The sequence below is a fragment of the Mesorhizobium onobrychidis genome (assembly GCF_024707545.1).
Taxonomy (GTDB): domain Bacteria; phylum Pseudomonadota; class Alphaproteobacteria; order Rhizobiales; family Rhizobiaceae; genus Mesorhizobium; species Mesorhizobium onobrychidis.
Genome location: NZ_CP062229.1, coordinates 1,762,178 through 1,785,338, shown reverse-complemented (window position 1 = coordinate 1,785,338; position 23,161 = coordinate 1,762,178). Strand labels below are relative to the sequence as shown.

The window sequence follows — 23,161 nt, the reverse complement described above, 5'->3', positions numbered from 1 at the left end:
TCCTTACTGTTTGAGCATGATCTCCAGCGAAAACCGGTTCCCACTTTTTGCTAGGCTGACCTTCGGTTCGGGATCATGCTCTAAAGTCCGAGGAACCAGCTTTCCGGGTCTTTGACCGGCTCGCCGCGCTGCAGCGCCTGCAGGCCGAGAATGCAGCGGGCGATGAACCAGACGGCGACGGCGAACATCAGCACGACGCCTATCGCCACCATCATCAGCACAACCGAGATCAGCGCATAGAGCAGGCCGATCCAGAAGGTGCGGATCAGGAAGGTGTAGTGGCTCTCGACGAAGCCGCCTGACTTGCCGCGGTTAATGTAGGCCAGGACGATGCCGACAAGGCCGGTGACGCCGATCACCAGGCCCGCGAGGTAGAGGATGTAGATGACCAGTGCGTTGGTCGGGCCGGGCTCCAGCCAGCGGTCGGTCTGGCGCGGTGCGGGTTTGCCTGAATCGGTCGGGCCTGGATTGATGTCGCTCATGATGCTGCTCCCTCGGTTGCCGTGCCAAGAGTAGCAGAGCTTGCAGCCGGCGCCATACGGCCGGGATTGAGGATATTCTTAGGATCGAATTCGGCTTTGAGCCGCGCCGACAACGCTGCCAGTTGCGGCGCCTGCGGCTCAAACACCGGCACAGCGGCGCGATGCGAAGGCGCGGCGCGCACCAGCGTCGCATGGCCGCCGCCATACTGTCTCACCAGGCCGCGCAGAAGATCGGCTTCGGGATCGCCATGCTCCATGCGCAGCCAGATCAGTCCGCCCTGCCAGTCATAGAAGGCATCGGCCGCCGCCTGCATGCGCAGCGCCAGCACCATCTGGTGACCTTGCGCCGGCGCCATCGACACGCGCCACACCGGCTTTTCCAGGCCGTCGGCGAACGGCGCGCAATCTCTGATGTCGCGCCAGACGGAATGCGAGACGTCGCCCGAAATCTCCTCGAGCGGGCCGGCATTTCCGAGCAGGTCTTTCAGCGCGGCGATGCGGTAGGCGACCGACGGGCCGAACCCCTCGACGCGCAGCAATGTCGCCGCGGCATTGCCGAGGCTGCCGCCGGCGACCCGCGCGGCGACGCGTTCGGGAAGATGGGCCGCACTCGACACTTCGGCGCTGGAGCCGAGCGCCAGCGCCATGGCGGCGGCGGCATGATCGTCGAGCAGGCCGCGCAGAGCGAGCGTGACTTCGGTCTCGGCTGATGGCAGCACCTTGAAGGTGACGTCGGTGAGGATGGCAAGCGTGCCCCAGCTGTTGGCCATGAGTTTCGACAGGTCGTAACCGGTGACGTTCTTGACGACGCGGCCGCCGGACTTGAAGGCCTCGCCGCGACCGGAAACCGCCGCTACGCCGAGAATATGGTCGCGCGCCGCCCCCGCCTTCAGCCGGCGCGGGCCGCAAAGGTTCGCGGCCAGCACGCCGCCGATCGTGCCTCGCCCTAACTCACCGCCGAGCAGCGGGCCGTAATCCAGCGGCTCGAAGGTCAGCTGCTGGCCGTTTTCGGCAAGCAGGCTTTCGATGTCGGCGAGCGGCGTGCCGGCTTTCGCCGACAGCACCAGTTCGGCCGGCTCGTAGAGCGTCACGCCGGACAGTTTCGACAGGTCGAGCGTATGCTCGGTCTGCAGCGGACGGCCGATACCGCGCTTGGAACCATGGCCAAGAATTTCGAGCGGCGAGTCTTCGGCGGCGGCCCAGGCAACGGTGGAGAGGGTTTCGGCTGCGGTGGAGGGAGTGAAGGTGGTCATGGTGACATAACCGCCTCGGGCGACATAACCACCTCGAAGGAGGATAAGTCGAGCTCCTTCGCGCCCCCCTCTGTCCTGCCGGACATCTCCCCCACAAGTGGGGAGATTGGCAGCTTCGCCGCTGCCGCTCGTTCAGCAACGTTGGCGATTGGCGAAAGCGAAAATGACAGCCAATCTCCCTCCTTGTGGGGGAGATGTCCGGCAGGACAGAGGGGCGCGCGAAGGAACGCCGACGTGGAGAGGCGAGCCCCCATCACTTCAAAACCTCGGAATGTCCGGAAACGCCGTCTGCCCGCGATGCACGTGCATGCGTCCGAGTTCGGCGCAGCGCCGCAGCTGCGGAAACACCTTTCCCGGGTTGAGCAGATGGTTGGGATCGAAAGCGCATTTGACCCGCATCTGCTGGTCGAGGTCGATCTGGTTGAACATTTCCGGCATCAGGTCGCGCTTCTCCACCCCCACCCCGTGCTCGCCGGTCAGCACGCCGCCGACCTTGACGCAGAGCCGCAATATGTCGGCGCCGAAACTTTCCGCCTTGTCGAGCTCGCCCGGCACGTTGGCGTCGTAGAGGATGAGCGGATGCAGGTTGCCGTCGCCGGCATGGAAGACATTGGCGACGCCGAGCCCGTATTTTTCGGAGAGTTCGCGCATGCCGTGTAGCACCCGCGGCAGTTCCTTGCGCGGGATGGTGCCGTCCATGCAGTAATAGTCTGGCGAAATGCGGCCGACCGCCGGAAAGGCAGCTTTGCGGCCGGCCCAGAACGTCAGCCGCTCCTGCTCAGATTGCGATACTCGGCAGGTGGTCGAGCCGCTCTTGTGGGCGATGGCTTCGACAAGGCCGATCAAATGATCGACCTCGACGCCCGGCCCGTCCAGCTCGACGATCAGCAGCGCCTCGACATCCAAGGGATAGCCGGCATGGACGAAATCCTCGGCCGCGTGGATCGCCGGGCGGTCCATCATCTCCATGCCGCCCGGAATGATGCCGGCGCCGATGATGTCGGCGACGCATTGGCCGCCCTGCTCGCTGGTCGGGAAGCCGATCAGCAGCGCGCGCGCCGTCTCCGGCTTCTTCAGGATGCGCACCGTGACCTCGGTGACGACGCCGAGCAGCCCTTCGGAACCGGTCATCACCCCGAGCAGGTCGTAGCCTTCCGCGTCGAGATGCTTGCCGCCGAGCCGCACCACCTCGCCGTTCATCAGCACCATCTCGATGCCCAGCACATTGTTGGCGGTAAGACCGTATTTCAGGCAATGCACGCCGCCGGAATTCTCCGCTACATTGCCGCCGATCGAGCAGGCGATCTGGGAGGATGGATCGGGGGCGTAGTAAAAACCCTCCTGCTCGACGGCGGTGGTGATGCCGAGATTGGTGACGCCCGGCTGGGCGACGACAATGCGGTTGGGAAAATCGATCTCGAGGATGCGGTTGAAGCGGCTCATCACCAAAAGCACCGCGTCTTCCAGCGGCAGCGCGCCGCCGGACAGCGAGGTGCCGGAGCCACGCGGCACGACGCGGATGTTGCGGTCGTTGCAATATTTCAGCACGCGAGAAACCTGCGCCACCGTTTCGGGCAGCACCACGACCAGCGGCAATTGCCGATAGGCGGTGAGGCCGTCGCTCTCGAAGGCACGCATTGAGTTGGCAGCGTCGACGACGCCTTCGCCGGGCACGATGATGCGCATATCGGCGACGATCTCGTCGCGCCGGCGCATCGTTGCGTCGTCTGGCTTCGGCATCAGCAGGCCGGACATCGACAGTCTCCTTCGATCGACTGGTAAAAATCTTTTACCAGCCGCAGGCGCCTGTTGCAAATCCTGCTTTGGCCGAAAATCGAGCGCCGACACCTGCACCGCCTTCCGCGGTGGCAATCTGCCGCTGCAGTTTTACCCTCTCCCTTGTTTGGACCGGGACATCGCGAACAGGTGCGCGAGGACATCGCGAACAGTTTGGCGCGCTTTGCGCCGGGAGGTTCGAGATGCCATTCGAGGACACGAGCGCGATGTCCCCGGTCCAAACACCCTCTTGTGGGGAGGGTCGCGAACGAAGTGAGCGGGTGGGGGTCGGCGAGAGGGACGCGCTTTATGAGCACCCCCACCCCGTTTCGCAAACTTCGCTTCGCTCAGCTTGCTCGCCGACCCTCCCCACAAGGGGGAGGGTAAGGCTTTTACTCCGCTGCCTGCTTGGCGGGTTCGGAGTGCAAGCGGCGCACACGGCGCACGCCCCACCAGACCAGCAGGATGGCGAGCGGCACCGAGGCGGCCGTGACGATCTCGGGCGCGAAGGCACGGCCGAAGATCGAGGCGCCCTTGGCGACATAGCCGATGAGGCCGACGACGTAGTAGGAGACGGCGGCGACCGAGAGCCCTTCCACCGTCTGCTGCAGCCGCAGTTGCAGGCGGGCGCGGTTGTTCATCGACGCCAGCAGATCGCGGTTCTGCTTCTCGACCTCGACGTCGACCCAGGTGCGCAGCAGCGTGGTGGCGCGGGTGAGCTTCGTCGACAGATTGGCCTGACGCTCCTCGACCGAACGGTAGGTGCGCATGGCGGGGGCGACGCGGCGTTGCAGGAAACCGCCCCAGGTGTCGTAGCCGGGCACCGCCTCTTCCTCCAGCGCCTCCAGCCTTTCGCGGACGATGCCGTCATAGGCGCGGCTGGCGCCGAAGCGATAGAGGCTGGACGCTGCATCGGCCTCCAACTCGGCGGCAAGCTCGGTCAGGTCGGCAAGCAGCGTCTGGTTGTCGCGGGTTTCGGCGACTTTCATTTCCAGTGTGGTTTGCGCCAGCCTGTCTTCGATGCGGCGCGCGCGACCGGACAGCATCAGCGCCAGCGGCAGGCCAAGCATGGCCAGCGTGCGGTAGGTTTCGATATCGATCAGCCGTTGCGCCAGCGCGCCGGTGCGTGCCGGCGTCAGGCCGCGGTCGAGCACCAGCATGCGCGTCATGCCGTCACCGTCCTGGCGGAAATCGGTGACGATGGCTGCGTTGCCGCGCTCGACCAGCGAATAGCACAGGCTGGTCGGGTCGAAGCTGGCGATCAGCTTTTCGCTCGCCTGCGTCCATTTGCGGATTTCGAGCCTGATGCCGGAAATCACCGTACCCGGCGGTGAAAACCCGTTGCCGAAAGGCGAATCTTCCTGGCGCTGGCCGCTCTCGGAGAGCGGCCCTTCCCACAGATAGGTGGAGAATTCCGTGTGCCGTTCCCAGCGCAGCGAGCCCTTGCCCCACTTCATCGCGTGGTGGCGGGCATGAGGGTCAGGCGCGGCGATGCCGAGGCGCCGCGACAATTCGGAAAGCACGGCCTGGTCGACGCCGGACCCAGCTTCGGTCATGAAGGAAAGCTGCACCAGCACGCGCGGTATCTCGACCAGCGGATGCGGACGGGCGTGAACCTCGCCGAGCGCGCCAGGCCGTCCCTCATGCGCGGGAAAGCCCATGACGCTGCCCTTGACGCGCGGCTGAAATTCGAGATTGGACGGGTCATCTGCCACGGCTGGTCCCCGAGCTCGGTGCAATCGAGTCTCTCTAGGGCCTATTGCCGTGGGACGCAAACAACAAGTTAGCCGAAAGCGATATACCCGGCCAGACCGACAAAGTGGATAAATAATTTGACCAGTTGCTGACACTGGCTTTATCCTGCGCGACACCGGTTTAATCCCCAGGCCATCCCCGTTGAGCGATATTTTCTCCAGGATCGAGCATTCCCGCACCGCCGACGAGGTGGTGCAGCAGATCGAGAGCCTGATCCTCGAAGGCGTTCTGCGCACCGGCGACAGGCTGCCGGGCGAGCGCGAGCTGGCACGCCGGTTCGAGGTGTCGCGGCCGATCCTGCGCGATGCGCTGAAGGCGCTGGAGGGGCGCGGGCTTTTGACCACGCGGCCCGGCGGCGGCACCCATGTCGCCGACGTCATCGGCCAGTTGTTCACCAAGCCGGTGACGGACCTGATCTCCATGCACCGCAAGGCGGCAACCGACTATCTGGAGTATCGCCGCGAGATCGAGGCGGTGGCGGCCGAGTATGCGGCGCGGCGCGCCACATCAGACGATCTGGCGCTGCTCGACCGCATCATGGCACGCATGGACGAGGCGCACCGGACCGGCAACTTCGACGACGAGGCAGAAATCGACGTCGAGTTCCATCACGCAATCTGCGAATGCGCGCACAACATCATCCTCCTGCACACGCTGCGCTCATGCTACCGGCTGCTGTCGGAGGGCGTGTTCCAGAACCGGCTCTTGGTGTTCCACGTGCCGGGCGCGCGCGAGGCGCTGCTTTCGCAGCACCGAGCGATCTACGCGGCGGTGAAAGCCGGTGACCCGGCGGCCGCACGACAGGCGGCGATGGACCACATCACCCATGTCGAACGCACCATGGCCGAGGCCGAGCGCAGCGGAGACTGGCAACGGGTGTCGCGGCTGAGGCTCATGCAGCGCTCCGAAGCGGGCGACAGCGAGCCGGCAAGGAAACGCTCGTGAGCGCCGGCTAAGAACAATCAACAACGACGAATTAGCGAACAACCAGCGGAAAAGCCATGAGCATGATCCTTACCATCGCCGATCTCAAGGACCTGGCGCGCCGCCGCGTCCCGAAGATGTTCTTCGACTATGCCGATTCCGGTGGATGGACCGAAAGCACCTACCGGGCCAATGAGGAGGATTTCCACAAGATCAAGTTCCGCCAGCGCGTGCTGGTCGACATGAGCAACCGCTCGCTGGAATCGACCATGATCGGCGAGAAGGTGGCGATGCCGGTGGCGCTGGCGCCGACCGGCATGACCGGCATGCAGCACCCCGACGGCGAGATGCTGGCGGCGCAGGCGGCGGAGGAATTCGGCGTCCCGTTCACGCTGTCGACGATGAGCATCTGCTCGATCGAGGATGTCGCATCGGTGACCAAGAAGCCGTTCTGGTTCCAGCTCTATGTGCTGCGCGACAAGGATTTCGTCCTCAATCTCATCGACAGGGCAAAGGCGGCGAAATGCTCGGCGCTGGTGCTGACGCTCGACCTGCAGATCCTCGGCCAGCGCCACAAGGATATCCGCAACGGGCTGTCGGCGCCGCCGCGCTTCACGCCGAAACACATCTGGCAGATGGCGACCAGGCCGGGCTGGTGCATCGGCATGGCGGGGACCAAGCGCCGGACCTTCCGCAACATCGTCGGCCACGCCAAGGGCGTCGGCGACCTCACCTCGCTGTCGTCATGGACGACGGAGCAATTCGATCCGCATCTGTCGTGGAATGACGTTGCCTGGATCAAGGAGCGCTGGGGCGGCAAGCTGATCCTGAAGGGCATCCTCGACAAGGAAGACGCGCTGATGGCGGCCAAGACCGGCGCCGACGCGATCATCGTCTCCAATCATGGCGGACGCCAGCTCGACGGTGCGCCGTCGTCGATCGAGGTGCTGGAAGAGATCGCCGACGCGGTCGGCGATACGATCGAAGTGCATATGGATGGCGGCATCCGCTCGGGCCAGGACGTTCTGAAGGCGCTGTGCCTCGGCGCCAAGGGCACCTATATCGGCCGGCCTTTCCTTTACGGCCTCGGCGCGCTAGGCAAGGAAGGGGTCACAAAAGCCTTGGAAATCATCCGCAAGGAGATGGACATAACGCTGGCACTGTGCGGAAAGCGTCTGGTAACCGACATGGGCAAGGATCAGCTTTGGCGTTAGACGCCCGTGACGGCATGATCACTGAGATGGACGCATTGACCACCCCCGGCATCCACTTTCTCGACGCGCGCGGACCGGAAGGCATGCGCATCTATGCGGTCGGCGATGTGCATGGCCGGCTCGACCTGCTCGCCGCCATGTACCGACGGATTGCGGCCGAGATCCGCCAGGCGCGGCCGGCCGACTGGCGTGTCATCCATCTCGGCGACTATGTCGACCGCGGCCCGGACTCCAAGGGCGTCATCGATTTCCTGATCGAAGTGAGAAAACGCGACCCGCGCCACCTGATGCTCGCCGGCAACCACGACATCGGCTTTCTCGACTTTCTCGATAGCCCTGATCCGGACGGGCTTTTCATACGCTATGGCGGCATCCAAACCGCGCAATCCTATGGCGTGGCGATCAATGAAGGCGGCGGCGCGTGGTTTGGCAGGTCCGACGCGGCGCTGCGGCAAGGTCATGCGGCGCTGGTCGAGGCCGTGCCGAAAAGCCATGTCGAGTTCCTGCAGTCGCTGCCGTTTTCGCTGACGTTCGGCGACTTCTTCTTCTGCCATGCCGGCATCCGGCCGGGCATTGCGCTGGAAAGTCAGAGCACGCAGGACCTGATCTGGATCCGCGATGTCTTCCACAACCATTCCGGCCTGCATCCGAAGATCGTGGTGCATGGCCACACGCCGGTGCCGGAGGCGGAAGTGATGGTCAACCGCGTCAATATCGACACGCTCGCCTACCAGACGGGAAACCTCAGCGCGCTCGTTGTCGACGGCGCCGACAAGCGTATCCTGGTGGTGTCAGGCGAGAGGGGTTAACGCGCGTCGCGCCTCAAGGCTTTGTTTTAGCGAAGCGCGGCGGTGACGCCGTAGCCGTCGACGGCGTTGTGGTTGTTGGCTGCGTCGCCGGCATAGGTGCCGAAGCCGCACAACACGATGGCCGACAACATGACAAAGGACAGAAGCGCTGCTTTCACGGACGTCATCTCTTGTTGAGCTTTCTGCATCTGTGCACGAGGCGGGTTACGAATGGGTTGAAACGAAAAAATGCGTCTCAAAGTTTCGACGATTTCACGCTTCTAGGCAGTTTCTGTATCGGCGATGTGTCGCGCGAGTGAGACAAAAGGTTCATCGCGTTGCATGGAAGATGCAGAGCGCGTGCCTTCTAAGGTGGCGGGCGGCCACAAGCCAAGGACGAAACAAGCTGTCCACAGCGGATTTTTGCCGGCGTGCCAAATATGCAACGTCGGTACTGACTGCCGTCAGATCGTCGCCACCCAGGCGCGGGCGATGGCCAGCCCGGCGGCATCGGCGTCCGGTCCGTTGCGGGCCATTTCGTCATCGAGCCGGTCGCTCCAGTCAGGGTGCCGCTCGGCTATGAGCGGGGCGAAGGATGTGCTCCAGTCGCGGACCATCGGCCGGTCCGCCTCGAAATGGAACTGGAAGCCATAGACGGCGCGGCCGACGCGAAACGCCTGGTTCTCGGCGACTTCGTTGCCGGCGAGCCGCACGGCACCTTCAGGCAGCACAAACGTGTCGTCGTGCCATTCGAAGATGGGGAAATTTTCAGGCAGCGCGGCGAGCACCGGATCGGCCTTCGCCGCCGGGGTAAGCGAGACCTTGTGCCAGCCGAATTCAGAGGCGCCGCCGATCCGGTTCTCGCCGCCGAAGGCACGCGCGACCAGCTGGCTGCCAAGGCAGATACCGAGCACGGCGCGATCCTTGCCGGCGAAATCGCGCGTCAGGTCGAGCAGTTCAGGAAAATACGGGCAAATCTCGTCGTCCAGCGCATTCTGGGCGCCGCCGAGCACGACCATGGCGTCGTGCGCAGCGCTGTCGTGCGGCAGCGTCTCGCCACAATAGGGCCGGCGCAGGTCGATATCGGCGCCCGCCTCGACAAGCGCTGCGCCGATCTGGCCAAGGCCCTCACTGTCGAAATTCTGGACCACCAGCACCCGCATCGAAAAACCTGCCGACATGAAAATGATGCGACGAGCGATATCATGCCGTCATCATTCCAGCCAAGATGCGCATTCAGGGAGAAAGCTATGCCACTGCAGAACCGGGTCGACCCGTTCGGCGCCCTCCATGCCGTGCCGGAGCGCGGCCTGTTCATGGGCAATCGCGGTATCATCCATGACCCCGAAACGAAGACGCTGCTGAAAAAGCGCTGGGCGCTGCATGCCTGGATCATCTGCGTCTGCCAATTCCGCGATGTGCGGCGCGAGCCGATGGGCCGAAACAGGCAAAGCGACGGCCAATCGGGTGGCAAGGCCGGCTGGACCGAATTGTTTTTCCTGGACGAGGTGACCGCGCTTTCGGCCGGGCATCGGCCCTGCTTCTTCTGCCGGCGCGAGCGGGCGAGCGATTTCGTCCGGCGCTTCGGCATGGCCTTCGGCATTGCCGTGCCGCGTGCACCGCAGGTCGACAAGCGGCTGCATAAAGAGCGGCTGGCGTCGGGTGGGCAGGCACCGGTCGTATCCACAGGAGAGCTTGCCGGGTTGCCGGACGGCGCCATGGTTGCGGACGGCGGCGACGCCTACGCGATGCGTGGCGGCAAGGCGCTGCGCTGGTCGTTCGCAGGCTATGGTGATCCGGCGGGGTTCGGCGGTTTTGCCGGCCGTCCGCTTCGCCTGCTTACGCCGACAACCACCGTTTCCGTGCTGAGGCAAGGCTACGAACCAGTCTGGCATCCCTCGGCCGAGACTTGACGCCAAGGTTTGGCTCGCCCATTCCTCGGCGATGCGCGCCAACTACAAGATGCAGCGGCTGTTCGTGCCGGACGACCTCGGACCTGACATCGAGTTCGAGGCGATCCCGCAGCAGGGCCACTACCTGATGCATGTGCTGCGGCTCGGCGAAGGCGCCGAAGTCTTGTTGTTCAACGGCCGCGACGGCGAATGGTCGGCGGCAATCGCCGCCAAATCAAAAAAGGCGGTACGCCTGAAGGTGCTGGCCTTGCAGCGGCCGCAGCCGCCGCTGCCAGATCTCGTCTACTGCTTTGCGCCATTGAAGCAGGGTCGGCTCGATTATCTTGTGCAGAAGGCGGTCGAGATGGGCGCCGGCGTCCTGCAGCCGGTCATCACCCAGCACACGCAAGTGGCAAGGCCCGGCATCGAACGCCTGCGTGCCAATGTCGTCGAGGCCGCCGAACAATGCGGCATCCTAGCAGTGCCGGATTTGCGCGAAGCGGAAAGGTTCGAACGCCTGCTGGCCGGCTGGGACAAGGAGCGGCGGTTGATCTTCTGCGACGAGGACGCTTCCACCAACAATCCTCTGCCGGCGCTGCAAGCGGTGCGGGAGAAGAAACTCGGGCTGCTGGTTGGACCCGAGGGCGGATTTTCCGACGAGGAACGAAGGATACTGAGGGCGCTACCTTTCGTAACCGCCATTCCGCTCGGGCCGCGCATCCTGCGCGCCGATACGGCTGCGGTGGCGGCACTGGCGGTGATACAGGCAACAATCGGGGACTGGTGACGCACTTCCCTTCTCCCCTTGTGGGCTAGCGTGCGCACACATCTGCTTCGGAGAGGTGTCAAGGGAGTTTGGTCGGGTAGCAGGTTTGGCTTGTGGGGTTGGAATCATGTGTGATTCTGTAGCTGCCATTGTTGATTCGGGAGATTTCGACGATGGCTTTGCTGCTTGGATACTTCGGCGACCTGCGCCTGCAAAAAAGGGGAGCATGGTGCTGGAGCGCATGTGCACGCGCGTCAGCGCGGGCCTGCGCAGGCTGGCCGATACGCGGGCGGAACAGATTGCGTTCACGCGGCTGTTTCGCAATCCCCAAGTGACGGTGCCGGAGATCGTGCGCACGGCGGCGGCGCGAACGGGCGAGGCGGCGGCCGGCCGCCATGTGCTGATCATTGAGGACAGCAGCGAGATCAACTATGAGGCCAAGGCCTCGCGCAAGCGCGGCCTCGGGCATGTCGGCAACGGCAAGGATGTCGGGCTGTTCGTCCACCCGGCGCTGGCCGTGGATGCCGCCGACGGCTCGGTGCTGGGGCTTGCGGCTGCCACGATCTGGCGGCGCCGGGGGCAGAAGGCGCACGACTACCAAGCCCTGCCGATCGAAGCCAAGGAAAGCTACAAATGGATCGCCACCGCCAAGGCGGCCCGCCAGGCGCTGACCGACACGCCGCTGGCTACCGTGATCGGCGACCGCGAGGCCGACATCTACGAAGTGCTGGCAAGGCTGCCTGACGAGCGCACGCATGTGCTCATCCGCGCCGTGCGCGACCGGGCTCTGGGTGAGCAGGGCGGCCGTCTGTTCGGCGAGATCGCCAAAACGCCGGAAGCCGGCCGGACCGCCTTCGAACTGCAGGCGCGTCCCGGCCGACCGGCGCGCAAGGTGCAACTGGCCGTTCGCTTCGCCGCGGTCGCCTTGCGCCAGCCGCGCCTTGGTGCCGACTGTCGCGATCCGCGCGAGATCACGCTCAACATGGTCGAAGTGCGCGAGATCGATCCGCCTTCGCCCAAGGAAGCGGTGATCTGGCGGCTGTTGACCACTCACGCGGTCAAAACGCTCGCCGACGCTTGCCGCATGGTCGATCTCTACCGGTTGCGCTGGACCGTCGAACAGCTGTTCCGAACCGTGAAGTCGCAGGCCATCGATCTGGAGGAAAGCCTGCTTGCCGATGGTGAGGCACTCGAACGGCTGGCCGCGACCGCGCTGATCGTCGCCACCAGGGTCATGCAACTCGTGCACGGGCGCGATGCCGCCGGCCAGGCCTTCAAGGCTGCACGCCTCTTCAGCCCCGCCGAGATCACCGTGCTGGAGGCGCTGATTGCCAGGCTCGAAGGCAAGACCCAAAAGCAGAACAACCCGCATCCGCAACACACGCTCGCCTGGGCCGCTTGGTGCATCGCCCGGCTGGGAGGGTGGAACGGCTACGCAAAGGAGCGGCCGCCAGGTCCCGTCACCTTCAGCAACGGCCTCAAACGCTTCCACGCCATCGCCGAGGGCTTCGCTCTTGCAAATCCAAACTAATCCCCGCCAAATCAGATGTGTGCGCACGCTAGCCCACAAGGGGAGAAGGAAGGAGCAGCGTCAATCAATTCCAGTTACCCTGTGGCTCAGGATTTTTCGCTTGATCGCCTACTGACATTTCGTCCATCTAGCGCCGGCGGTCGTCCGGCCGCCTGCAGCGCCGCGCGTCCTTTCGGACGCGCATAGGACGTTGTAGCACTTTGGTTTGGCGCATGATCCCCAGCGAAAATCGATGCCGATTTTCGGGTCATGCGTCGGAGGGCTGTTCATGGCGCGCGACACAACCGATTTCCGGCCGATCGAAGGCGTCGACGAGCTTGTCGAGCATCTGGCTGAAGGCAACAAGCCGCGCGACAAATGGCGCATCGGCACCGAACACGAGAAATTCCCGTTCTATGTCGACGGCAATGCGCCGGTGCCCTATGGCGGCGATCACGGCATCCGCGCCATTCTCGAAGGCATGCAGGAAAAACTCGGCTGGGATCCGATCATGGATGCCGGCCGCATTATCGGGCTGGTCGAGCCGACCGGCCAGGGCGCGATTTCGCTGGAACCCGGCGGCCAGTTCGAACTGTCCGGCGCGCCGCTGGAGACGATCCACCAGACCTGCCGCGAGGGCAATGCGCATCTGGCGCAGGTGCGCCAGATCGCCGAGTCGATGGGCATCCGCTTCCTCGGCCTCGGCGGCAGCCCGAAATGGTCGCTGGCCGAGACGCCGAAAATGCCGAAGTCGCGCTACGAGATCATGACGCGCTACATGCCCAAGGTCGGCACCAAAGGCCTCGACATGATGTACCGCACCTGCACCATCCAGGTGAATCTCGACTTCGAGAGCGAGGCCGACATGCGCCGCAAGATGCAGGTGTCGCTGAAGCTGCAGCCGCTGTCGACGGCGCTGTTCGCCAACTCGCCGTTCACCGAGGGCCGGCCCAACGGATTTCAGAGCTGGCGCGGCGACATCTGGCGCGACACCGACAACCAGCGCTCGGGCCTGCTCGACTTCTGCTTCTCGCCCGATTTCGGCTTCGCCGACTATGTCGAATGGGCGCTCGACGTGCCGATGTACTTCGTCATCCGCGATGGCCAGTACCACGACATGACGCACGTCACCTTCCGCCAGTTCATGGCAGGTGCGGCCCGCAACGAGATCCCCGACGGGCTGCCGACGATGGGCGATTGGGCGAACCACCTGTCGACGCTGTTTCCCGACGTGCGATTGAAGCGCTTCCTTGAAATGCGCGGCGCCGATGGCGGACCGTGGCGGCGCATCTGCGCGCTGCCGGCCTTCTGGGTCGGGCTGCTCTATGACGCGGCGGCGCTCGACGCGGCCGAGGCGCTGACCTCGAGCTGGACCTATGAAGAAGTGCTGGCGATGCGCAACGCCGTGCCGGAACAGGGCATTTCGGCGCCGTTCCGCAACACGACACTGCGCGAGATCGCCCGCGACGTGCTCGTCGTCTCGCGCATGGGGCTGAAGAACCGCGGCCGCAAGAACCGCGACGGCTACGACGAAACTTCGTTCCTCAGCACGCTGGACGAAGTCGTCGCACGCGGCACGACCAGCGCCGAGGAGCTGCTCTCCGCCTATCATACCCGCTGGGGCGGCTCGATCGAGCCGGTGTTCATGGAGTATGCGTATTAGCTGCTCGCTATCCGCTTCGTCGACAGCTCAGGAAAAGTCGCTTCAATCAGTGATAGAAACCAATTAGAGCGCCGCGCGTCCTATTGAACGCGCAAGGACGCTCCAACTCTCTTTAAGCTACGCATCGTGCTTTCCGAAAATCGATTCCGATTTTCGGGCCGATGCGGTAGGCTCTCCTGCGAGGACCTTCCCGGAGGAGAAAACCAATGCCTTCCTTGTTCGACATTCTGGCGCAGGCTCAAAACGGCAACGGCATGCAGGCCCTGGCCCAACAGTTCGGGCTTTCGCAGCAGCAAGCGCAATCGGCGGTCGAGGCGCTGCTGCCGGCCTTTTCACAGGGGCTGAAGCGCAGCACCTCGGACCCCTACGGGCTCGGCGCGTTCATGACGGCAATGGCCAGCGGCCAGCACGCCAAATATTTCGAGGACGCAAGCCGGGCTTTCTCGCCGCAGGGCGTCGATGAAGGCAACGGCATTCTTGGCCATCTGTTCGGCTCGAAAGAGCTGTCCCGCGCCGTTGCCAGCCAGGCTGCGCAGGCGAGCGGCGTCAGCCAGCAGGTCTTGCAGCAGATGCTGCCGGCTGTGGCTTCGATGGTGATGGGCGGACTGTTCAAGCAGACCACAAATCAGATGCAGGCAGCAGGCGGATTCGGCGGCGGCAATCCGCTCGGCGAGATCATCGAGCAGATGATGCGGCAGGCCGGCGGCGGCGCACAGGCGCCGGCACCGCAACAGCGCCCGGCACCGCAGCCCGGCCCGATGGACAATCCGTTCGGCAAGGTGCTGCAGGACATGTTCGGCGGCGCGCAGCAGCCGCAGCAGACACCAAACCCCTATGGCGACAATCCGCTCGGCAAGGTGCTGCAGGATATGTTCGGCGGCGGCGCGCAACAGCCGCAGCGCGAAGCGCCGCAGCAGCGCGAAGCGCCGCAGCCACAGGCCAATCCGAGCGGCAGGCCACGCAATCCGTTCGACGATTTGTTCGGCAAGATGTTCGAGGCAGGCGCGCAGCAACGCGACGATTATCAGAAGGGCGTGGAATCGATCTTCGATCAGTTCAAGCGAGGCATGGATCGGCGCTAAACCGACGAGGCGGCCGCAACCTGATCTTGAGCCCCGCCCAAAGAAAAATGCCCGGTCCTTGTGAGAACCGGGCAGTGTGCAGGCGGGCCGGCGGGGAACCGGCAGGGAGTGGGAGCCTGCGAAATCCTTTAGCGCCGCGCACCCCAAGGGCACGCAACCAACGCGATCAGGTCACTTTGCGGGCAAGATCCTCGATCGTGTCTACGCGATCGGCCGCGATGACGCGAAGCCTCTCGGTTGGATCGCGGCCGAACGGCACCTCGATGGCGACGTGGAGATCGGCGCGCGTCAAGCCGATGTCGGCAAGTTCGGCATCCGACATCTCGCCAAGGCGATAGAAGGCGCGGCGGTTTTTCCAGGCGCGATAGACGTTGGAGATGGTGTTGACCACGCGCGTCGCAATAGCCGGACGCGACGTGATGCGCGAAGTCTCGGTGGCGAAATCAAACGTAGCCATGTCAGTCTCCTTCATTCGAACGGGCGAAGACGAGTGATCGGCGCTGGCAACAGCGGCCGTTCCGGTCCAGATTCCCATAGAAGATGCACGTCGTTGTCCTAAAACCGGTGACCACCTTTAGGCGACATGCATTGCCTTCATGTGGACAATGGAGAATTTGCCATCGCTCGATTGATTAATCCAACGAATGTTTCTAATCTTTAGCATCAACAGCAGTGATGGATGGGAACGATGAAAGCGCCACTCGATCTCGATCAGTTGCAGACCTTCGTCTCAATCGTCGACACCGGCAGCTTCACCCGCGCGGCGGAAGCGGTGCATCGGACCCAGTCGGCGGTGTCCATGCAGATGCGCCGGCTGGAGGAACGGATCGGCAAGCCGCTGTTCGAAAAGGACGGCCGCACCAACAGGCTGACCGAGGAAGGCGACAGGCTGCTCTCCTACGCGAGACGGTTGCTGTTTCTCAATCGGGAAACGCTGGCCGCCTTCGACGACCGGCGGCTCGAAGGCACGATCCGCATCGGCACGCCGGACGACTATGCCGACCGCTTCCTGCCCGAGATCATGGCCCGCTTCGCCCGTTCCAATCCGCGCGTCGAGCTGACCGTTATCTGCGAGCCGACGCCGGGGCTGGTCGACCATATCAAGCGCGGCAATCTCGATCTGGCGCTGGTGACGCACAGTGACGCGCACGGCCAGTCGGAAGTTGTGCGGCGCGAACCGCTGCTGTGGGTCACTTCGGCCAACCACGCGACGCATGAGCAGGATACGTTGCCGATGGCCTTCGGCCGGCCGAACTGCATCTGGCGGCGGGCCGCCGTCGACGTGCTCGACCGGCAGAACCGCGACTACCGCATCCTGTTCACCAGCTTCTCGGCGACAGTCATCACCGCTGCGGTGCTTTCCGGCCTGGCGATCTCGGTGCTGCCGGAATGCGCGCTGCGGCCCGGCATGCGGGTTCTGGGCGACGCCGACGGGTTCGGCGCCCTGCCCGATTGCCGCATCGGCATCATGCGCGGCCAGACGTCGCGGCCGGAGATCGTCGACGCGCTGGCCCGCCACATTTCGGAAAGCCTCGACAATATTTCCGTGCCGCTCGGCGAAGATACGGGAAGCTTCGACTTCCCGGCATTTGCCTTCTCTAAGACGAAGCGGACCAGGCCGAACCAGATCTCGCCGGGCTGGTGAAAAACCCCCGCAATTGGCCGGCACCGGAGACACCCGTCTTGACGCGGACGGACAACCGCCCCCCAATCGGCCAATGAGCGACGCAGTGTCCGAATCACGCACCAACGCCACCGAATACACGGTGAGCGAGATTTCCGGCGCGCTGAAGCGCACGGTCGAGGACGTCTTCGGCAATGTGCGGGTGCGCGGCGAAATATCAGGCTATCGCGGGCCGCATTCCTCCGGCCATGCCTATTTCTGCCTGAAGGACGACCGCGCACGGCTCGACGCCGTGGTCTGGAAGACCACGATGACCCGGCTGAAGTTCCGCCCCGAAGAAGGCATGGAGGTGATCGCCACCGGCCGGCTCACCACCTATCCCGGAAAGTCCACCTACCAGATCGTCATCGACAATCTGGAGCCGGCCGGCGCCGGGGCGCTGATGGCGCTGCTGGACGAGCGCAAGCGCCGGCTGCAGGCCGAAGGCCTGTTCGATGCCGGCCGCAAACGCTTGCTGCCGTTCATGCCGCGCGTCATCGGCGTCGTTACCTCGCCGACAGGCTCGGTCATCCGCGACATCATCCACCGGATCAAGGACCGGTTTCCGCTGCATGTGCTTGTCTGGCCGGTGCGGGTGCAGGGCGAGACTGCAGGCGCGGAAGTGACCGCCGCCATCAACGGCTTCAACGCACTGGCGCAGGATGGCATTATTCCGCACCCCGACCTGTTGATCGTGGCGCGCGGCGGCGGCAGCCTCGAGGACCTTTGGGGGTTCAATGACGAGGGGCTGGCCCGCGCCGTCGCCGCCTCGCGCATTCCGGTGATCTCCGCCGTCGGCCATGAAACGGACTGGACGCTGATCGACCTGGCGGCGGATGTGCGGGCGCCGACGCCGACGGGTGCCGCCGAAATCGCCGTGCCCGTGCGCGCCGACCTCGAAGTAACGCTTGCCGGCCTTGGTGCGCGGCTCAAAGCCGCGGTATCGCGCAATTTCGAGCGCAAGCGCCAGGCGGTCCGTGCCGCCGCCCGGGCGCTGCCCTCGCCCGACCAGTTGCTGGCGCTGCCGCGCCGGCGTTTCGACGAGGCGACGAGCCGGCTCGGCCGGGCGCTGTCCGTCAGCGTCCAGCGCAAGCGAGCCAGGCTTCAGGCGCAGCGGCTGACGCCGGCCACTCTGTCGCGACGCATGAACGAGGCGCGCACGCTGGCCGGCCGTGATCTCGCCCGTGCGCAGGCGGCGTTCTTCGCCATCGTGCGCGAGCGGCGAACGCGGTTTTCGCGCACCGCGGCGCGGTTGTCGCCTGCGCCGATCGCAAGGCGGCAGAAATTGCAGGCCGATGCCCTGGCGGCGCTGTCGCGGCGACAGGACCGGGTGATTTCGGTGCGGCTCGAACGCTTGCGCGGAAAACTGACCCAGGCCGACCGGCTGCTGGCGACGCTGTCGCACAAGGCGGTGCTGGCGCGGGGCTTCGCCTTGGTGAAAGACGCCGACGGCGCAGTGATCAAGCAAGCTGCGGATGTGGTGCCGGGTATGGCACTTTCGCTGGAGTTCGCTGACGGAACCGCCGATGCGGTTGCGACCAGCGGTGCCGCAAGACCGAAAACAACTGCAAAGCCGGCCGCCAAAGCCAAGGAGTCCGGCAATCAAGGCTCCCTGTTCTAAGTGCCCAATGATTATTTTCAGGCGCCCATAATCCCGATGACTTCTGGATGCCCATGACCGGCAATCCACATCACCGGACGCCTTCCGGCAGGCCGCGCGCGCGAGCCTTCGGCATAAGTTTTGACGGCACGCCTGGACCGTTCAACGCCATCACCGATGTGGCCGGCGTTGCGGTCGGTTATTCGACGCTGATTTCGGGCGATGGTGCGCTGGTGGTCGGCAAGGGACCGGTGCGCACCGGCGTGACAGCCATCCTGCCCCGACCGCGCGCCGATCTGGCCACGCCGGTCTTTGCCGGTGTCTTCAGCCAGAACGGCAATGGCGAATTGACCGGCTCGCACATCATCAAGGAAACCGGTGCCTTCAATTTGCCGATCACCATCACCAACACGCATTCCTGCGGCGTTTCACGCGACGGAACGCTGCGCTGGATGCAGCGCGTGCTGCCGGCCGCGCTCGACAGCGGCTGGGGCCTGCCGGTAGCGGCGGAAACCTATGACGGCTTCCTGAACGACATCAACGGCCACCATCTCAGGTTCGAGCATGTCGCCGCGGCACTCGATGACGCGACCGGCGGATCGATCGAGGAAGGCAGCGTCGGCGGCGGCGCCGGCATGATCGCCTTCGGTTTCAAGGCAGGCTCCGGCACGGCATCGCGCATCGTCGAATGGCACGGCCGGCGCTACACGGTCGCTGCGTTCGTGCAGGCGAATTTCGGCAAGCGGAGCAATTTCACCATTCGCGGCTTGCGCGCCAGGCCCGATCTCGTGGAACCGGCGATCCGCGAAAGCACACCGCGCGCCGAAAAGGGCTCAATCATCGGGATCGTCGCCACCGATGCGCCGTTGCTGCCGCATCAGATGAAGCGGCTGGCCCGCCGGGCGCCGCTCGGCGTCGCCATGACCGGCGGCTTCGGCTATCATAGCTCGGGCGATATTTTCCTGGCCTTTTCGACCGCCAACCGCGAGGCGGCACTGGCGCCGTCAGGCCGCATCGCTAGCGCCGATTTTATCCCGGATACCGACATCGATCCGTTCTTCGACGCCGTGATCGAAAGTGTGGAGGAAGCGATCCTCAATGCGCTGGTCGCCAATGACGACATGACCGGGCGCGACGGCAATTTCGTGCCGGCGCTGCCGAAGGCATGGCTCAAGGGCAAATTCGGTGCGAGGCCCAGCGTAGATCTTGGTTGATACTTTCCCCGGCGCAACGCCGGGTTCGGCCCGGAATGGCCCTGAGGCTGCGAAGGATTAACCCAAAAGCAGTTCAACGAATAAACGGCCCTAACAAATATCAATTGGAAGAGACCCATCGTCCAATCGGAGCCATAAGTATGAGCAACCCAGATGGTCCCGCACCCGTACACAAGGCGGTGATGAGACATAGCTCGCCTGAAGTCATCCAGGCCATCTCAGAGGGGGAGGATGTCGATGCGTTAGATCGCGACGGTCGGACGCCGTTGTTTTACGCGACAAAAGACGGAGACACCGCAATCGTCGCTGCACTGATCGAGCGTGGATCGAACGTGAATGTGCAGGACAAGAATCTGGAAACACCGCTGCACTTTGCCGCTCGTGAATATCGGCTCGAAGCGGCGGAACTTCTAGTCAAGGGCGGCGCAGATGTTTCTGCCCAAGACGTTCATTGTAACACGCCCCTGTGGCGTGCCGTGTTTGAATCACGGGGCCGCGGCGAGTTGATCAAGCTCCTTCTCTCAGCTGGCTCAGATAAAACGCTGAAAAACAAGCATGGCTCTTCGCCGGAAGACCTCGCAAAGACTATTGGAATTTACTATATCAGCGCGTTCCTGGGCTGAAGGCCCGCTAGGCTCACTCAGCAGGCAGTTAATGGCGTATGCTGTGCTTCAAATCGCTGGCGCCAGGAACAGACCGTGTCACTCGGCAGGCTTGTCCGAATTCTTTTCGTCCTGGTCGGCCTCAGCCGCCTCTTCCAGCCTCGACGCGATAAGTTCCTGAATGTCGCCGACCTCTTCCTGGATATCCTCCAGCGGTATGCCGGCCTCAGCCGCCTTCGCCGCGCATTCCCTGGCGAGGGTCTCGGCCTGCTCCTCGATCCTGTCAAGCGAGGACTGGCAGTGGACCTTTTCGCCGATCCACTCCTGCAAGAACTCGATCGCGTGTTCGCTCATGCTGCTGTTCCCTGGCGGCTGCGCCGGTTGGTAATCATAAACGCCGGCATCCCCGAAAAGATGCACGCTCCTATTCCAACCGAGTCGCCGTCACCCGGCAAGCCGATCTTGCCCAAGCTCCACAGGGCTGACGGAAATCGAAGGTTCAAGGAGCACATTCAAATTCTTGAGGAGATTCTATTTTCTTGAGGAGACTGGCACCGTTTGCTGGGATCATGTCCCGGATCGCGCCATTGTTTCTACTTGCTTTTTTCCGGTAATCCAGTCAATTTGTATGACAATAGATGTCACAATACGTGGCACGTTTGCGGCGCCATTCGCTGCGCGATCCTAGGGTACGCGGCCAAAGCCGCCGCTATATAGTGACATCCTCAGGCAATGTCGACTCTGCTCGCCATCCTGCTTCTTTCCGCCGCGCCGAGCGTATCTGGATGGCATATTTTGTCATCGTCGGGGGCGAGCATATTTCGCCGGAAATCGGGCGGGCGCATTGAGATGCTGAGCAGCTAGGCTCGGTAGCTGTGCCAGCGATCCTGTCGCAGTCGCTTATCGCCGGAGAATTGCCGGCTTGGCCGGCTCGCCACCCGGGAAGCTGATCCCCTCGGGGAGTGCGTTGTTTCAGCAATCGAAAGGTTCGGCCTAAAGCGCGTCGCGTCTGAAGGGATTTCATGCGACGCGCTTTAAATTCTTGTTTTTATGCATGTCGTTGTCCCAAAACCGCTGCGCACTTTTGGGCGACATGCATTAGCCGCCAACCATGAGCTTGACGACTTCGTCATGATTGGTCTCCGAGATCTTGCGCTCGCCGGCCTGAACGCCGCGGCGCAGCACGACGATGCGGTCGGAAACGGCGAAAATATCCTGCAGATTGTGCGAGATGAAGATCACGCCCCGGCCTTGCGCCTTGAGCTGGTGGATGAGCGAAATGACCTTGCGCTGCTCCGGGACCCCGAGGGCCGCGGTCGGTTCGTCCATGATCAGGATCTGCGCGTCCCAATAGACGGCCCGGCCGATGGCAACAGCCTGCCGTTGACCGCCGGAGAAATTGCTGACCGGGGCGTCGAGCCGGCTGACATGGAAGTCCAGCCGTCCCATGGTCTGCTTGGCGGCGACGGCCATGGCCTTGCGATCGAGCACCGGCAAGAAACCGAAGGCCTTGCGCATGGGTTCACGGCCGAGGAAGATATTGGCGCCGATGGACAAATTGTCGGCGAGAGCGAGATCCTGGTAAATGGTCTCGATGCCTTTTTCGCGCGCCTCCTGCGGCGTCGCGAACGTCACCGGCTGCCCTCTCAGAAGAATTTCACCGCCGGTCGGCTGAAAGACGCCCGATATCGCCTTGATCAGCGTCGTCTTGCCGGCGCCGTTGTCGCCCGCCAGCGCCACCACTTCGCCCGGCCGCACGGCCATGGAGAAATCGTTCAGCGCCTGCACCGCACCGAAATGCTTGGAAAGGTGTCGGACTTCGAGAAGGGGGGTGGTTGGTTCGGAACTATTCATCTTGGCGAGCTCCACTGAACCGGCGCTGCGCCTGGTCGATGAGGACGGAGATAATGATGACGAGGCCGACGGCGATGAACTGCCAGAACGGCTCGACATTGACGAAAACCAGCCCGTATTGAATAACCGCGATCACCAAGGCGCCGGCGACCGTCCCGAAGATGGTGCCGGAACCACCGAACAGGCTGGCGCCGCCGATCACCACGGCTGCGACGCTGTCGAGCAGCAAGGGTTCGCCGGCCTGGGCGGCGCCCGCGGTGAAGCGCGCTGCATAGAGCGCGCCCCCGAGGCCGGCGCACATCGCCGAAAGCACGTAGAGGCGCAGGATGTGGCCCCTGATGTCGATGCCGGCGCGACGCGCCGCCTGCACATTGGCGCCGATGGCGTAGTTGTGCTGGCCGAACCGCGTCTGGCTCAGGATGTAGTGCATCACGACGACAAAGACGCCGGCAATGATGACGAGATAAGGCACACCGTAGAACCTGCCGTTGCCAAGCAGCGCGAACCAGGAATTCTGGACCGGTACTGTTGTGCCGCCGGCCAGCAGGAACGCAGCGCCACGCGCCACGCCAAACATGCCAAGCGTGCCGATGAAGGGTGGAATTCGAAGCCGCGAGATCAGCAAGCCGTTGATGACGCCAGGTACTCCGGCGACGATCACGGCCGCCAGAATGCCCAACACCATGGCCAGAGGCACCGGCATGGCGACGCCAGCCATATTCGTGGCATGGGCCGCAACCACGGCCGCGAGACCCATAATGAAGCCCAGCGAGAGGTCGATGCCTCCCGAAATGATGACGAAGGTCTGCCCGGTCGCCAGCAGCAGCGGCGCCACGGCAAATATCGCAATGGATTGCACGTTGAACGGGTTTAGCACGAAGGTCGCGCCGAAGGAGAGCCTCGACCAGACCTCAAAACAGATGATCAGGGCGGCGAGGAACAGCCAGGCGCGCCCTTCGGCGATGCGTGCGAGCCAGCTCCTGGCCGGATCACCGTGATCCGCCTGAGGAGCGACATGCGTTTCGATTGGCGATGTTGAAGTCATGAATGGTACCGATCCGCAGCGCGGCCTCCGTCAAACAGGGTCAAAGGGACCCGGCGCAGGTCTCCTTCCGGCAAGCCG

Annotated in this window: 22 protein-coding genes; 12 read left to right on the top strand and 10 right to left on the bottom strand. The window is 63.9% G+C overall.

The features are described 5' to 3' along the window. Positions 1-80 precede the first annotated feature (80 nt). The 4 genes from IHQ72_RS08825 to IHQ72_RS08810 all read right to left on the bottom strand — a co-directional run bounded on the left by IHQ72_RS08825 (position 81) and on the right by IHQ72_RS08810 (position 5,226). A complete protein-coding gene (locus IHQ72_RS08825; protein ID WP_258122064.1) occupies positions 81-482 on the bottom strand; it encodes a DUF4870 family protein in 402 nt (133 codons plus the stop codon). Next, positions 479-1,735 carry an FAD-binding protein gene (locus tag IHQ72_RS08820; protein WP_258122062.1) on the bottom strand — a complete coding sequence of 419 codons (1,257 nt, stop codon included), beginning with the start codon at positions 1,733-1,735 and terminating at the stop codon, positions 479-481. The genes IHQ72_RS08825 and IHQ72_RS08820 overlap by 4 nt, the downstream gene beginning before the upstream one ends. 258 nt (positions 1,736-1,993) lie before the next feature. Then, the gene (locus IHQ72_RS08815; RefSeq protein WP_258122061.1) at positions 1,994-3,490 is read right to left on the bottom strand and encodes an FAD-linked oxidase C-terminal domain-containing protein; all 1,497 of its coding nucleotides are present in this window, start codon (positions 3,488-3,490) and stop codon (positions 1,994-1,996) included. A 413-nt stretch (positions 3,491-3,903) separates the two neighbouring features. Then, positions 3,904-5,226, bottom strand: a complete 1,323-nt coding sequence (locus IHQ72_RS08810) for a DUF3422 family protein (protein WP_258122060.1) — start codon at positions 5,224-5,226, stop codon at positions 3,904-3,906. A 181-nt stretch (positions 5,227-5,407) separates the two neighbouring features. On the opposite strand from IHQ72_RS08810, the gene IHQ72_RS08805 reads away from it, so the two are divergent. The 3 genes from IHQ72_RS08805 to IHQ72_RS08795 are packed head-to-tail and all read left to right on the top strand — an operon-like array spanning position 5,408 to position 8,213. Beyond that, positions 5,408-6,211 (top strand): FadR/GntR family transcriptional regulator, encoded by an 804-nt coding sequence (locus IHQ72_RS08805; RefSeq protein WP_258122059.1) that lies wholly within the window; start codon positions 5,408-5,410, stop codon positions 6,209-6,211. Positions 6,212-6,267: 56 nt separating this feature from the next. Beyond that, positions 6,268-7,404 carry an alpha-hydroxy acid oxidase gene (locus IHQ72_RS08800; protein WP_258122058.1) on the top strand — a complete coding sequence of 379 codons (1,137 nt, stop codon included), beginning with the start codon at positions 6,268-6,270 and terminating at the stop codon, positions 7,402-7,404. A 35-nt stretch (positions 7,405-7,439) separates the two neighbouring features. Continuing rightward, positions 7,440-8,213, top strand: coding sequence for a metallophosphoesterase (locus tag IHQ72_RS08795; RefSeq protein ID WP_258123782.1), 774 nt, complete (start codon positions 7,440-7,442; stop codon positions 8,211-8,213). 26 nt (positions 8,214-8,239) lie between these two features. Here the strand turns inward: IHQ72_RS08795 and IHQ72_RS08790 are convergent, their stop codons facing one another. Further along, the gene (locus IHQ72_RS08790; RefSeq protein WP_258124092.1) at positions 8,240-8,371 is read right to left on the bottom strand and encodes a hypothetical protein; all 132 of its coding nucleotides are present in this window, start codon (positions 8,369-8,371) and stop codon (positions 8,240-8,242) included. Positions 8,372-8,656: 285 nt separating this feature from the next. Beyond that, positions 8,657-9,355 carry a type 1 glutamine amidotransferase gene (locus tag IHQ72_RS08785; protein WP_258123781.1) on the bottom strand — a complete coding sequence of 233 codons (699 nt, stop codon included), beginning with the start codon at positions 9,353-9,355 and terminating at the stop codon, positions 8,657-8,659. A gap of 87 nt (positions 9,356-9,442) precedes the next feature. Here IHQ72_RS08785 and IHQ72_RS08780 point away from each other — a divergent pair, with 87 nt between their 5' ends. From IHQ72_RS08780 to IHQ72_RS08760, 5 genes are all read left to right on the top strand, one after another. After that, positions 9,443-10,105, top strand: coding sequence for a hypothetical protein (locus IHQ72_RS08780; protein WP_258122057.1), 663 nt, complete (start codon positions 9,443-9,445; stop codon positions 10,103-10,105). Positions 10,106-10,136: 31 nt separating this feature from the next. Next, positions 10,137-10,871, top strand: a complete 735-nt coding sequence (locus tag IHQ72_RS08775) for a 16S rRNA (uracil(1498)-N(3))-methyltransferase (protein WP_258122056.1) — start codon at positions 10,137-10,139, stop codon at positions 10,869-10,871. A 205-nt stretch (positions 10,872-11,076) separates the two neighbouring features. Next, complete coding sequence (locus IHQ72_RS08770; protein WP_258117880.1) at positions 11,077-12,381, top strand: IS4 family transposase; 1,305 nt, start codon at positions 11,077-11,079, stop codon at positions 12,379-12,381. A gap of 268 nt (positions 12,382-12,649) precedes the next feature. Beyond that, on the top strand, positions 12,650-14,023 hold the full coding sequence (locus tag IHQ72_RS08765) for a glutamate--cysteine ligase (protein ID WP_258122055.1): 1,374 nt from the start codon (positions 12,650-12,652) through the stop codon (positions 14,021-14,023). Positions 14,024-14,229: 206 nt separating this feature from the next. Then, positions 14,230-15,105 carry a DUF937 domain-containing protein gene (locus tag IHQ72_RS08760; protein ID WP_258122054.1) on the top strand — a complete coding sequence of 292 codons (876 nt, stop codon included), beginning with the start codon at positions 14,230-14,232 and terminating at the stop codon, positions 15,103-15,105. Positions 15,106-15,271: 166 nt separating this feature from the next. Here IHQ72_RS08760 and IHQ72_RS08755 read toward each other — a convergent pair whose 3' ends face one another. Further along, positions 15,272-15,562 carry a DUF1127 domain-containing protein gene (locus IHQ72_RS08755; protein WP_095491361.1) on the bottom strand — a complete coding sequence of 97 codons (291 nt, stop codon included), beginning with the start codon at positions 15,560-15,562 and terminating at the stop codon, positions 15,272-15,274. A 231-nt stretch (positions 15,563-15,793) separates the two neighbouring features. On the opposite strand from IHQ72_RS08755, the gene IHQ72_RS08750 reads away from it, so the two are divergent. The 4 genes from IHQ72_RS08750 (at position 15,794) to IHQ72_RS08735 (ending at position 20,205) form a co-directional block, all read left to right on the top strand. Then, on the top strand, positions 15,794-16,750 hold the full coding sequence (locus tag IHQ72_RS08750; RefSeq protein ID WP_258122053.1) for a LysR substrate-binding domain-containing protein: 957 nt from the start codon (positions 15,794-15,796) through the stop codon (positions 16,748-16,750). A 73-nt stretch (positions 16,751-16,823) separates the two neighbouring features. Further along, complete coding sequence (gene xseA, locus IHQ72_RS08745) at positions 16,824-18,389, top strand: exodeoxyribonuclease VII large subunit (RefSeq protein WP_258122052.1); 1,566 nt, start codon at positions 16,824-16,826, stop codon at positions 18,387-18,389. 53 nt (positions 18,390-18,442) lie between these two features. Further along, positions 18,443-19,582 (top strand): DmpA family aminopeptidase, encoded by a 1,140-nt coding sequence (locus tag IHQ72_RS08740; RefSeq protein ID WP_258122051.1) that lies wholly within the window; start codon positions 18,443-18,445, stop codon positions 19,580-19,582. A gap of 140 nt (positions 19,583-19,722) precedes the next feature. Further along, entirely contained in the window at positions 19,723-20,205 is a 483-nt protein-coding gene (locus IHQ72_RS08735) for an ankyrin repeat domain-containing protein (protein ID WP_258122050.1), read from the top strand. 78 nt (positions 20,206-20,283) lie between these two features. Here IHQ72_RS08735 and IHQ72_RS08730 read toward each other — a convergent pair whose 3' ends face one another. The 3 genes from IHQ72_RS08730 to IHQ72_RS08720 form a co-directional block, all read right to left on the bottom strand. Further along, the gene (locus IHQ72_RS08730) at positions 20,284-20,538 is read right to left on the bottom strand and encodes a hypothetical protein (protein ID WP_258122049.1); all 255 of its coding nucleotides are present in this window, start codon (positions 20,536-20,538) and stop codon (positions 20,284-20,286) included. Positions 20,539-21,282: 744 nt separating this feature from the next. Beyond that, positions 21,283-22,038, bottom strand: a complete 756-nt coding sequence (locus IHQ72_RS08725) for an ATP-binding cassette domain-containing protein (RefSeq protein WP_258122048.1) — start codon at positions 22,036-22,038, stop codon at positions 21,283-21,285. Further along, entirely contained in the window at positions 22,031-23,083 is a 1,053-nt protein-coding gene (locus IHQ72_RS08720) for an ABC transporter permease subunit (protein ID WP_258122047.1), read from the bottom strand. Before IHQ72_RS08720 ends, IHQ72_RS08725 begins: the two co-directional genes overlap by 8 nt. Between the last annotated feature and the right edge of the window lie 78 nt (positions 23,084-23,161).